Source organism: Clostridium sp. AM46-21, from assembly GCF_003480025.1.
Lineage (GTDB): Bacteria > Bacillota > Clostridia > Lachnospirales > Lachnospiraceae > Coprococcus > Coprococcus ammoniilyticus.
The window spans coordinates 217,596-230,340 of record NZ_QUIB01000002.1 but is presented as its reverse complement, the minus strand read 5'-3'; the positions used below and the strand labels follow the sequence as shown (position 1 = coordinate 230,340).

The 12,745-nt window shown below is 36.5% G+C and carries 11 protein-coding genes; 1 reads left to right on the top strand and 10 read right to left on the bottom strand.

From position 1 onward, the window contains the following. The first annotated feature begins 461 nt into the window (after positions 1-461). Complete coding sequence (locus DW959_RS02120) at positions 462-1,388, top strand: tyrosine-type recombinase/integrase (protein WP_118482756.1); 927 nt, start codon at positions 462-464, stop codon at positions 1,386-1,388. Between the two features lie 348 nt (positions 1,389-1,736). Here DW959_RS02120 and DW959_RS02115 read toward each other — a convergent pair whose 3' ends face one another. The 10 genes from DW959_RS02115 to DW959_RS02070 form a co-directional block, all read right to left on the bottom strand. Beyond that, entirely contained in the window at positions 1,737-2,423 is a 687-nt protein-coding gene (locus DW959_RS02115; protein ID WP_118482758.1) for a hypothetical protein, read from the bottom strand. Between the two features lie 3 nt (positions 2,424-2,426). After that, positions 2,427-3,056 (bottom strand): hypothetical protein, encoded by a 630-nt coding sequence (locus DW959_RS02110; protein WP_118482760.1) that lies wholly within the window; start codon positions 3,054-3,056, stop codon positions 2,427-2,429. 56 nt (positions 3,057-3,112) lie between these two features. After that, positions 3,113-3,796: a hypothetical protein gene (locus DW959_RS02105; RefSeq protein ID WP_118500693.1), complete on the bottom strand. Its 684-nt coding sequence runs from the start codon at positions 3,794-3,796 to the stop codon at positions 3,113-3,115. 114 nt (positions 3,797-3,910) lie between these two features. Further along, complete coding sequence (locus DW959_RS02100) at positions 3,911-4,594, bottom strand: hypothetical protein (RefSeq protein ID WP_118482764.1); 684 nt, start codon at positions 4,592-4,594, stop codon at positions 3,911-3,913. 15 nt (positions 4,595-4,609) lie between these two features. Continuing rightward, positions 4,610-4,969, bottom strand: coding sequence for a hypothetical protein (locus DW959_RS02095; protein ID WP_118615241.1), 360 nt, complete (start codon positions 4,967-4,969; stop codon positions 4,610-4,612). 131 nt (positions 4,970-5,100) lie between these two features. Next, positions 5,101-8,220, bottom strand: a complete 3,120-nt coding sequence (locus DW959_RS02090) for a hypothetical protein (protein WP_118615239.1) — start codon at positions 8,218-8,220, stop codon at positions 5,101-5,103. A 298-nt stretch (positions 8,221-8,518) separates the two neighbouring features. Next, on the bottom strand, positions 8,519-9,088 hold the full coding sequence (locus tag DW959_RS02085) for a LytTR family transcriptional regulator DNA-binding domain-containing protein (RefSeq protein ID WP_117822504.1): 570 nt from the start codon (positions 9,086-9,088) through the stop codon (positions 8,519-8,521). Between the two features lie 197 nt (positions 9,089-9,285). After that, positions 9,286-10,572, bottom strand: a complete 1,287-nt coding sequence (locus DW959_RS02080) for an aminotransferase class I/II-fold pyridoxal phosphate-dependent enzyme (RefSeq protein ID WP_117822503.1) — start codon at positions 10,570-10,572, stop codon at positions 9,286-9,288. Between the two features lie 330 nt (positions 10,573-10,902). Continuing rightward, on the bottom strand, positions 10,903-11,676 hold the full coding sequence (locus DW959_RS02075; RefSeq protein WP_118615237.1) for a hypothetical protein: 774 nt from the start codon (positions 11,674-11,676) through the stop codon (positions 10,903-10,905). A gap of 272 nt (positions 11,677-11,948) precedes the next feature. After that, positions 11,949-12,674: a lysophospholipid acyltransferase family protein gene (locus tag DW959_RS02070; protein WP_117822501.1), complete on the bottom strand. Its 726-nt coding sequence runs from the start codon at positions 12,672-12,674 to the stop codon at positions 11,949-11,951. Between the last annotated feature and the right edge of the window lie 71 nt (positions 12,675-12,745).

Below are 12,745 nucleotides of genomic sequence, written 5' to 3'. Positions count from 1 at the left end.
CTTGTGAAATAGTTGTATCATTTATTACATTTTGTAATAGTATTTCATTATCTTTATTCATAATAGTACTCCATATGTATTAGTTATTATCTTATATTGCAAAAGTCATATAATCTATCGGTCTCTAATAGAACTACTTACTTACTAAAACAATGGATAATATAAGATTATCCATCACTTATTTTCTTACTTTCCTTCCCCTCCAATCTATCCCCAATCCCATGCAAAATCAACCGTTTTGCATAAAACGACCATATATTGCAGAAAATGACCAAATTTCTCTTATTTTTCGATTGTATTCTTCCATTTTATAAATTCTGGAATATATACTAAGCAAGGCAGAATCCTGCTACGAAGATTCTATGCACAGCAAAAATGACCTTGGTAAGACCCATACCGGGCTTATATCGGATCTATCTTGAAGTGCATCTAATAAATAATTTTAAGGAGAACAAATACAAATGACTACGACTCTTTTATCTACACACATTCAAAACTATCTCACCTACTGTAAGAACCAGAAGCGACTGGATGAGAAAACATTAAAAGCATACCGGATTGATCTGGCACAATTTGCACATGCACAAATTCCTTCTGACATCACAGATATCACTCCCGATCTTTTAGAGGAATATGTCGCAGGTCTTCACGAACAATATAAACCAAGAACAGTAAAACGGAAGATTGCTTCATTAAAAGCCTTCTTTCATTACCTGTTATATAAGGATTTTCTGCCACAAAATCCATTCGATAAGCTTCAACTGCGTTTTCGCGAACCTATTATTTTACCAAAAACAATCCCATTAGCTACTGTCGAAACGCTTCTGTCTGTAGCACACAGACAGCAAACACTGGCTCCAACAGAATATCAACGAAAAAATGCATTAAGAGATACTGCCGTACTGGAACTACTCTTTGCAACGGGTATTCGAATCTCCGAGCTTTGCTCTCTTCACAATGATTCCATTGATCTGCAAGACGGAACCATTCTAATCTATGGAAAGGGATCAAAGGAACGCCGCATCCAGATTGGGAATGAATCTGTGCTTTGTATTTTGAAAAAATATAAGATAACTTTTCAAAAAGAAATACTCGCCTGCGATTCTTTCTTTGTTAATCAGGCTGCGAAACCCTTATCCGATCAGGCTGTGCGGCGTATGATAAATAAATACTCAGAACTTGCATCTATTGATATGCATATTACACCACATATGTTTCGTCATACATTTGCAACCAGTCTTTTGGATGCAGATGTGGATATTCGATATATACAGGAAATGCTTGGTCACAGTTCGATCACCATAACCGAAATATATACTCATGTAGCTGTCGCCAAACAGCGTAATATTCTGGCAACCAGACATCCTCGAAATCAATTCATGCTATAAGTCATATAGCATATATCAAAAAAGATGATGCAGAATATATCAAACTTCAATATTAGATTTTCAAATCTAACCTTTGAAGCTGGTATATTCCACACCATCTTTTTACATTTCTTCCAGATCATCTCTAGTCTTCTGTCGATTCTTCTATAACACAGTCTGGAAATTTTGAATGAATAAACATTTTTTCTTCTTCCGATAGCTTACGCCATAAATTAACCCTAAGAAAATAACAATGATTGAAAAGGCAGCTAGCCATTCTTTTTTCAATCGCATCCACCTCCACCTCTTATTTCATCTTACGATGTATCATGCAATTCAAATAATAATATACCCATACCTGCCATATAATTACCACGGAACCTTTTCTATTTCCCAATAATTGGATAAGTCACGAATCTCACAATCAGGAAATATTGACCATATATATTCTTTCCATTTTTCCGGCATTATCTCTGAAAAACACCACCAATCCTGCAAACTCTCCAACTGTTCGATGGCTTTTAAATCATCGAACGATATCGCGATACTTCCATCTGTACTTATAGATGTCATATCTGGAAATGCCTCTATAATTTTAGGTAATGTAATACCATACCCACCCATAGACTCTAATGAAATCATTTTCTTATCTCCATCATAGTATCTAAACGCAAATGATCTTCCAGCATAACCCTCAAACACAAATGACAACACATATGATTGATATTCTTCTCCCATATAACTTCTTATCTTTGGTGCGAGAATATAGCTTATTTTAGCCATATTATCTAAATTCCAGGAATCTGTTATATTCTGAAAATGAACTTTAACCCCTGCATATTGTATATCCGTTTCAGATAATATTCCTACATATTCCAGTTCCCAATCAGGTTCATACACTTCACTATATTGCCTCACAAAGACATTATATTGATTTTCTTTTTTTATCGGCTTGTTATTATTATAGCGAATAATACCAATGACTATAATAAGTATTACTACTACTATGCAGACTGGAATAAGCCATTTTTTTCTTTTATTCGATTTTTTCATCATACATTATTCCTCTGTCCTCCCTATATTAGAATTGTCCCCTTCCTTAAACTTACAATCTGGAAATAAAGTTAATATATAATCCTGTTTTTCTTCAGAAAAAGGATTCCCAATTTCTATGTACTTCAAATCTTTAACATCTTTTAAACAATCCAAATATTTACATCTAACACTGTCATCCAACTGAAGTGAATTCACTTCTGGAAAATTCATAACAATATTCTCTAAACAAACCCCTCTTGATAATCGATTTGCAGTAATAGTTAAAAATTTATCCCCGTCACTATATTGAACCGCAAGCCTCTTGCCTGCATAACTTTTAAAATGGAAGTCTATATCATATCCATCATAGTCTGATCCATAATAGTCTCTTATTTCAGGCAAGAGTTCCTTACATATGAATGCTATTTCACTCATATTCCAATCAGATTTTTTATTAAAAAAAGACACAACTATATGATTGTCAAATACGATACTTGCACCCTCAAGCTTCCATTCTCCTTTACAATTTTTGACGTTTGTTTTCACAAACCTATAAAAAGGACTTGTTGTTGCATAATAAAATATAATTCTTCCAATACATACAACTAACAAACATATCAATACTATATATCTCTTTTTTAATTTATATTTCAATACTAATCTCCCTCCCTACTGTTTCACTGTAATATACACAATATTCGTTGCGATGCTTACCACGGAACCTTTTCTATTTCCCAGTAATTGGATAAGTCACGGATCTCACAATCAGGGAATATGGACCATATATATTCTTTCCAATTTTCCGGCATTGTTTCCCTAAAGCACCACCAATCCTGCAAACTCTCCAACTGTTCGATGGCTTTTAACGCATCGAATGATATCGCTACATCTCCATCCGTACTTATAGATGTCATATCTGGAAATGCCTCTATAATTTTAGGTAAAGTGATACCACATCGCCCCATATTTGTCAAAGAAATCATCCTTTTATCTCCGTCATAATATATGAATGAAAATGATCTTCCTGCATAGCTTCGAAATTTAAATGCTAATGCATATGATTGATATTCTTCTCCCATATAACTTCTTATCTTTGGTGCAAGTATATAGCATATATGTGCCATATCAGTTAAGTTCCAGACACCCTCTTCTCCCCAGAAACGCACTTCAACTCCTGCGTATTCAATATCCGTTTCTGGTGCTATACTTACATTATCCAGCTCCCAATCAGGTTCATACACTTCACTATATTGCTTCACAAAGACATTATATGGATTTTCTTTTTTTACTGGCTTGTTATTGTTATAGCGAATAATACCACTAACAATAATAAGTATTACTACTATACAGACTGGAATAAGCCATTTTTTTCTTTTCTTTATATTTTTCTTCAATAGAAACTCCTTTCATCTCTTTAATATCTCTCTGCATCCCGAATTACACAATCCAAATAGCAAAGTATGCATGATTTAACCAAATCAATCAAATCATGCATACCTGTTATATAATTACCACGGAAACCTAGTATGTTTAAAATTGGATGCATCATAAATTTCACACTTTGGGAATACTGACCATATATATTCTTTCCAATTCTCCGGCACTGTTGTTCCGCCTTGCAGCCACCATTCCTGTAAATCCTCTAACTGTGAAATTGCTTTCAGATCCTCAAAATTAATTGCAACACTTCCATCCGTATGTATCGCTGTCATATCTGGAAATGCCTCTATAATTTTAGGTAAAGTGATACCACACCACCCCAAATTTGCCATAGAAACCATCTTTTTATCCTTATCATAAAAGATAAATTGAAATATTCTTCCTGCATAGCTTTCAAAGATAAATGATATTGCATATGATTGATATTTTTCTCCTATATAACTTCTTATCTTCGGTTCAAGTGTGTAGCTTACCCTAGCCATATCAGTTAAATTCCAGCAATCTTTTTCGCTCCATAAGTGAACTCTAAACCCTGCATAATCTTCATCTGTTTCAGATCTTATCCCTACATTTTCCAGTTCCCAATCAGGTTCATACACTTCACTATATTGCCGCACAAAGACAGTATATGGATTCTCTTCTTTTACCGGCATGTTATTGTTGTAGCGAATAATACCAATGACAATAATAAGTATTACTACTATGCAGACTGGAATAAGCCATTTTTTTCTTTTCTTTATATTTTTCTTCAATAGAAACTCCTTTCATTATTTCGCAGTAATATGCAAAATATTTGTTGCAGCACCTCCCATAGATGCATATGTCTGCATATAATATAAATACTCATTATAATCAATATAAAACTTTCTTCCCCATGATGAAACCTGTAACCATGTCCTATCCTCAATAGAATTTCTGATCACTCCCGTAACTGTAACATAATGATTATCAAATGTAGCATCTGTCATTTCGTAGTTTTTTTCTCTCGGGATTTCAGTATCATTCGTATACATTTTTATGTACAATCCCTTATCCTTCGCCTCCGCTTCATACTGCTCTTTTATCGCATTTGCCGACAACGTCACAGGAATATCATTTTTCAACATTTCTTCTATATTTTTCAACATTTTATCTGTTCCGCCCCCCCAATAACTGTGCAAATCAACATTATAGAACCAATTATATTTATAAACTCCATATGCAATTGATAGTCCATCAATTCCAGTCCATTTCTTTCCGTCTATGAGATCAATATCTCTTACATGAAAAAAGCTTTTTCCATGCGACTTATATAGTCAATATAAGAATTATATTCTATTGCTCCATTATCAGTCCTGATAAGATCTGTCATATCCGTCGAATACTTACTATTTACGCTCGCTAAATACAACAAAATATCACTTATAGAAATTAAACCACACCCATAACTATCAATTGTTGAATATTTCTCAATATTATTTTGTTTATATTCCTCTCCAAACCATCCCTGATTTCCACCATATGAAATTTGACTATTACCATCTTCATCTATAAAATTCACCGCAATATAATCATGCTGCAACTCATAAACATCGACATTACATATTGATGGATTTGAGTGATATATTTTTACCTCCTCATAGTCTGTATATCCATCCCCATCAGTATCGGGATTTCGGGGACTGGATTCCATATAATAAAAATCCGCGTTCTTAGGAACATCCAATGTCATTATATTGGAAAACTGCTTATTTCGTTTTGTCGGATCTATTTCCTCTCCATCTGTCAATTTATCCCCATCAGTATCCTTTTTCTTTGGATCAGTATAAACGATCATACCATACTGATTTCTCATTCCTCCTCGTTCTACTACATCAGGAATACCATCTTCATCCGTATCTGTCAGATCTGTTACTTCTGTGTTTGAATTTGTGACCGGGCGTTTTCCAATCCCCAATTTCATAATCATATCGGATAAATCATTTAAATCCTGCATTTTATAAAAAGTTCCACCAGTCATCTTTGCCACTCTGATCAACGGAGCTTCTTTTGCGTATTCTCCTAATGCTATCGTATCTACTTTTATATTTCTTTTTTTCAAATAAATTAATAATTCTGATGACCCATAGCTAAAATCACTTCCACATACAAGAACAATACGTCTGTCAGGATATCTTGTATCCGTTTTTTCATAGTCTTCATAATTCTGTAATATAACTCCAAGCATCTCTAAATCTTCATTTAATTTAATCTCTCTATCATACTGCCATTCTTTTATCAACATTTTTTCCAATTCATTACGATTTGCTATTTCTTTTATATTTTCTGCTTCTGTAAGATAATCCCCATCATCATAAAGCAAACGCCCAAAAACTTCAAACGTATCTGTATTACTCATATCATTATGAATCTCATGATAAAATGCAAATGCTACTTTATCATTCTCTCTCATGGTATCCGTAACCTCACCTATAATCTGTCGCCCAGCATCAATATACTGTGAGTGATATTCTGTTAATTTTTTCCCTTTCAATCCCGATGAATTGCCGGGTGTCCCCGCAAGCTCCCAAGGAACCGTACAATCAAATAATAAATATGTGTAACATGCATCAATTTCACGCTCCGGCAAAACTGTGGTAAGGTAATCAAATTGCAGATTCCATACCTCTTCCCACTTCTTTTGATCTACCAACATATATTTGCTAAAATGTGTTGTCTCCGTACTAACGATCCCAGTCTCAGCGTCATGCTCTGTCTCCAGCTCAACCATCTGTTTATTATCCTCATCATACCATAAAAACAGAAGGTCATTAAACTCTGTTTCTCCAAGCTTTGTCTGATCGACCTTATAAGAAAGTGTCGCCGTTTCAAATGTACATGTTGTTGTTATCTCAAATGGTTCACCCACCAGACCTGCTACATTTGAACATCCATAATCTGTATCCATTATACTTTCAATTGTTGTTGATGCCGTAAGGCTACCGGATGTCACCATATCCACCTGAATCTCTGTAACAGCACACTCCTTATTCTCAACCTCATATGTAACACTCTGTTCAATCCGTTCTTTTCCATCAGGGATTCCATTTTCATCGGTATCCGGCTTTGTAGGATCAAATCCCATTGCCGGTTCATCCCCATCGATCAAACCATCTCCATCCGTATCCGGTTTTAATGGATCTGTTCCATATACCAGAACTTCATCTCCATCGGACAGCCCATCCTGGTCGGTATCCGACTCCCATGGAAGCGTTCCATACATATATTCCTGCGCATTATTTAAACCATCACCGTCAAAATCCTCCTCCGCATCGCTAATGCCATTTTCATCGGTATCTGGTTCAGTTAATGATGTTCCAAGCTGTAAAAACTCGTAATAATCATCCAATCCATCTCCATCAGTATCTGAAAGAATCTTGTCACTGCCAATCAATTCTTCCAGTTCATCCGGTAACCCATCCTCATCAGTATCCAGATAAGAGTTCCAATTATCAAAATCACTCATCAATTCCTCATATCTTTTCTGTTTCGCATCCCAATCCTCTGTTGTCGTTTCCGTACTACTATCTTCTGTTGTATTTTCTTCGGTACTGTTGTCCTCTGTTGTTTCTTCTGAACTATTTTCTTCAGTAGTAACATCTGGAAGCTCTCTTCCCTCCAGATATTTTCTCTCATCATCCGGTATGTCTAGTAATTCAGACTCTGTGCCTACAAACTCTGCCATTTGGCTACTATAATTTACATTTACACTACTACTTATGATCGTAACCGTTTCCGCTATTACAATAATGTTATTTAATCCCAGATTCTGTGCCTGTATCTTCACATGTCCAAATGGTGCGTAGATCAAGCCACTCAGATTCACATTTGTACTGTCAATAATGATATCTCCATATTTGGAATAGATAACAGAATTATTTGTATTTTTCACCTCTCCGGTAAGCGTTATGGTTTCCAATGCCTTAATTGCCGTATTCAGGTTAATATTTCCCTCCAGATTCATCTCTCCGGATGCCGCAACCGGAGTACTGATATTGATATTCGTCTCCTCTAAAACATAGTCTCCTTCACATGCCACATAATCGGTACCAGTAAAATATGCATCATCTATTGCATGAAACAAATACATCATGGATTCCTCTGCTGATTCTTTTTTTGTTCCATTAATTTGAAGATTTCCCGATGCTGATATCGTTCCATTCGTCACCATATCACCATTCAAGCAGAAATTATCTGCATTTATAGTAATGGCTCCTTCTTTCTGTGCTGATGCAAATATGGTATATGGATACCTGGTCTTCTCCTCAGCCTTTGCTGGCAATATCGTCATGTTGCCTGCCACCATTGCTCCAGCAGCAATAACCGCTGTTATCTGTTTCCATTTTCTTCTCCAATTCATAATAAATACCCTCCCATGTATTGATCCTTTTTCTTTTGTTACTTAATTATTATTTACTTCCTCCTTTTCATGCACTATACTGTTTTATCCCCCTCCAAACAACCCACTTTGCAGAAAACGACAATATATTGCAGAAAATGACCAAACTCACGTAAATCAATATGAAATTTCTTCATTTAAACCCCAGATAGTGTAACAAACAAAAAAAGCAACATCCATGCAGTAACCACTTAAGACTTTCTTACGAAACCTTAAGGTTGCTGCATGGATGTTGTTTTTTATAATCTCTGTTCACTTATCAATATTTATATGCTGTAAATGCTTCCTCTACTTCCTTATATCTGGCTTTCGGTATCGAAATAATATCACCATTATGAAGCGTAACTTCATATCTTGATACCTGCCTGATATGCTGCAAATTTACCAGATAACTTTGATGCACCCGGATAAAATGATATGACTTCAGCTCTGCTTCCAGATCATTCATGGTGCCATACCTGGTATATATCCGAACTTTCCCATTTTCTATAATATGGAACTCCAGTTTATGTAATTTACTTTCAATATATAAAATGTGATTGAATAAAACCTCTGTCTGCCCTTCTTTAAATGTAAATTTCTTTCTGGCAGTATGCGGTTCCCGTTTATCCAGAACTGCATCCAGACATTCTTCCACACAAGTTGTATTGGTATCAAGGAATATAATAGAATTTTCAGGAAGGGATTCTCCCTCACACAGGAACATCTCTCCTGAATCGAATGTATCAATTGTATATAAGATCTCTTTTGTATCCAGATAATTCTCTATGGATGTCCGCATCTGATCGCGGCATTTCTTTTCACCATTACATATGGCAATCTTCATCATATGCCCCCTCTTTTTCGCATAATGCATTATGTCTGTAAACAATATAATATAAGATTTTCACCCATAAATCAATCGTCTGCTCTTTTTATTCAACAAAAAACAACATCAACATGCCAGCCATAAGACTACCTTCTGATAATCTTATTTTTAACATATTGATGTTGCTTTTATATGTCCTCTATTCGATTATTTATTACTTATTCTTCACCCAGATATTTGTCGATGCTGACCAGCTTTACGCAAAGAACAAAGATCTTTGAAGCTGCTTCCATCTCCTCAACAGATGGGAAGGATGGGGCGATACGGATATTGCTGTCTTTTGGATCTTTACCATATGGATATGTTGCACCTGCGCCTGTCAGAACAACTCCTGCATCCTTACACATTGCTACGATCTTCTTTGCACAGCCCTCTAATGCATCAAATGAAATGAAATATCCGCCAACCGGTCTAACCCATGAACCGATCTCAAGTCCTGCAAGCTCCTTATCGAATTCATTCAAAACTGCTTCAAACTTTGGTCTTAAGATATCTGCATGCTTCTCCATATGAGCCTTCATGCCATCGATATTCTTGAAGAATCTTGTATGACGAAGCTGGTTGATCTTATCATGTCCGATTGTCTGAACGGTAAGCTGCTTCTTGATAAATTCAACATTTCTTGGAGATGTTGCAATTGCTGCTACACCGGAGCCAGGGAATGTGATCTTGGAAGTAGAGCCAAACATGTATACCATATCCGGATTTCCGGCTTTCTCACATTCATCTATGATATTTAAAATCTCTGCCTGCTTGTCCTTATATAAATGATGGATGCAGTATGCGTTATCCCAGAAGATTCTGAAGTCTTCTGCTGCAGGCTTTAATGCTGCAAAACGTCTTACTACTTCATCTGAATAAACGATTCCTGTTGGATTTGAATACTTTGGTACACACCAGATACCCTTTACTGCAGGGTCGTTATTTACATACTGCTCTACAAGATCCATATCCGGACCATCCTCTAACAGAGGAATGTTGATCATATCTATTCCAAAGAACTCCGTGATCTTGAAATGTCTGTCATATCCCGGTACAGGGCAAAGGAACTTCACCTTGTCCAGCTTACACCATGGAGTAGAACCATTTACACCATGTGTCATGGAACGGGATACTGTATCATACATTACATTTAAGCTGGAGTTACCATATACGATGATATTCTCCTTTTTCACTTCCATCATATCTGCCATAAGCTGACGGCACTCACCGATACCATCCAGATCACCATAGTTTCTGGTATCGTTTCCTAACAAAGTTCTCATATCCGAAGAACTATTGATCTCATCCAACATTCCCATAGACAATGCAAGCTGTGAGAATCCAGGCTTACCTCTTGCCATGTTCAGACTCAGACCTTTTGCCTGTTCTTCCTTATACTCCTCCAAAAGAGCGGCTTTTAAAGTCAATAATTCATCTTTACTCATATCTTTGTATTTCTTCATTCTACATACCTGTGCCTTTCACTTATTCTATTCCGGTTAAATCAGTTATGTCCTGTAAAATTCCTATTAGCTATTTTAAAACATTTTTCAAAAAAGGCAAGCCTATAATTGAAAGTTCTTGTCTATTTCGTTTCAAATATCAACTATTTTATTGAATTTTCTTTATTTTATTCTGTTTTTTCTGCAAAAATCGCATTTTTCTCCATTATTTTCATGTATGACTTGTTTTCATTAAGTAATATGCAAACAAAATAACACCGGTCAGACTCTCTCTCCAACCGGTGCCATCTTATATGTATTTACGAATTGATACTTTTACAAGCTTTCATCTTAGTATATGGAACTAAAATCCAGATACCATTTTCCGCCTCTCTTATAGACATACATAGTGAAATCATTCTCGATATCATCATCCTTGCCCTTTACCTTGACCGTGCCTTCCACGCGTGCAACCTGGCTAACCTTGATATCGTATTCATCTTCATAGTCTTCCTGCTTATCTTCCAGCTTGCTGCCTTTTAACTTCTTAACCTTCTTGAACTTAACCTTGATGCTCTTTACTTTACCAACCTGGTTTTCGAGAGATTCACCTGACCATTCCAGAATCTGATCTAACTTATCGATCATTTCATCTTTATCCATATCTTCTTCGTCCTTCGTATATTTAAGGACTTTCTTATCAATCAGCTTATACAGCTTCTTACCGCTCTGCTTTTCTACTGCATTTACATAAGCCTTAACAACTGCCTTTGGGCTCTGCTTACCGTGACCAGCAATTCCACCGATAATGTTAAAGATCAGGATCAATGCAACAACTGCTGCCGCTGCAATAATAACGATCTTCTTGTTATCCATGATCGCATTCTTTACTTTATCAAATCCGCTGCCTGCCGGCTTATTACCCTGTGGCTGCTGTCCATACTGTCCACCATATGCCTGCTGGTTTGGATCATAATACTGCTGTCCGCCGTATGCCTGCTGGTTCGGATCATAATACTGCTGTCCGCCGTATGCCTGCTGATTTGGATTCATATTCTGAGCTGCTCCATCCGGCTGTCCGGCATTCATGCCATTTTGCTGATTTCCATTCATATTCTCGTCCATGTTACTCTCCTTTATAATTCAGACTAAATTTCATCTGACAGCCTCATCTGCCAGATAGCCCATCGATAACACAATATATTCATTATCGACAAAATTTATTCTACCATCTAAAATCTCAACCGACAATATATTTCTAAAATTTTTGCTAAGGAAATGCCACACTTGTATATGCTCCAACCCCAAAATTCAGATACAACATTTCTGCTCTGTCTGGATTTCCACGAAAAAAAAGAGATAACATAACTGCTATCTCTCTTTTCTTCGGCAATCTCCTACCAGTCATTCAGGCTCTCCATCTTGTCGAGCTGGTTCTGGATCAGTGAAACTACCATATCTCTTATCTCATAGGTCTTCATATCTGCAAATGTCTCATATGGGATCGGTGGCAGAAAATGAAGCTGTGTAATAACCTTTCGGAAAGATTTTCCTTCGAATGGTTTAAATGAATCATATAATACAACCGGCACGATCGGGCATTTTGCCTTCTGTGCGATCTTGAAGCTTCCCGGCAGGAAGCCTCTCAGAGAATTATGGTTATGGTTATATCCGCCTTCCGGGAAAAGAATATATCGTCTTCCCGCTTTGATCTCTGTCGCAACGTCATTAATTACCTGAACCTGCTGCCTGAGATCGGTTTTATCCAGACGCTTTGCCTTTAACAGCTCACACAACTGCGTGACGATAAACAAATGTGATCGCTTCGCATCCATTACATATGTGCATGGCTTTTCATGTACGCTTATAACACCAAGTGCATCGTACTTGCCCTGATGATTTGCAAACATGATATATCCGCCTTCCGTCGGCAGATTCTCCATGCCGGATGCAACCGTCTCGATACGCCCTCTTTTCTTTACATGCTCGATCATAACCTGTGCCATTCTGTAGCATGTCTCCTCATCATATTTCTCACCATGTCTGGCATAATATGACATCTTCGGAACATAATACAAAATCAGAAAAAAACAAGAAATGATCACTATAAAAAATCTAACCATCTACCTAAATCCCCTGAATTTACAACTCTCTGTCCAAAAGTACTGCAATATCCAACAACTGTTTTTTTGAT

Bases quoted from the DNA above. Each gene is read 5' to 3' on its own strand.
- DW959_RS02095 (WP_118615241.1), bottom strand. From the start codon at position 4,969: ATGTTGAAAAATATAGAAGAAATGTTGAAAAATGATATTCCTGTGACG.
- DW959_RS02085 (WP_117822504.1), bottom strand. From the start codon at position 9,088: ATGATGAAGATTGCCATATGTAATGGTGAAAAGAAATGCCGCGATCAG.
- DW959_RS02070 (WP_117822501.1), bottom strand. From the start codon at position 12,674: ATGGTTAGATTTTTTATAGTGATCATTTCTTGTTTTTTTCTGATTTTG.
- DW959_RS02080 (WP_117822503.1), bottom strand. From the start codon at position 10,572: ATGAAGAAATACAAAGATATGAGTAAAGATGAATTATTGACTTTAAAA.
- DW959_RS02090 (WP_118615239.1), bottom strand. From the start codon at position 8,220: ATGAATTGGAGAAGAAAATGGAAACAGATAACAGCGGTTATTGCTGCT.
- DW959_RS02075 (WP_118615237.1), bottom strand. From the start codon at position 11,676: ATGGACGAGAATATGAATGGAAATCAGCAAAATGGCATGAATGCCGGA.
- DW959_RS02120 (WP_118482756.1), top strand. From the start codon at position 462: ATGACTACGACTCTTTTATCTACACACATTCAAAACTATCTCACCTAC.
- DW959_RS02115 (WP_118482758.1), bottom strand. From the start codon at position 2,423: ATGATGAAAAAATCGAATAAAAGAAAAAAATGGCTTATTCCAGTCTGC.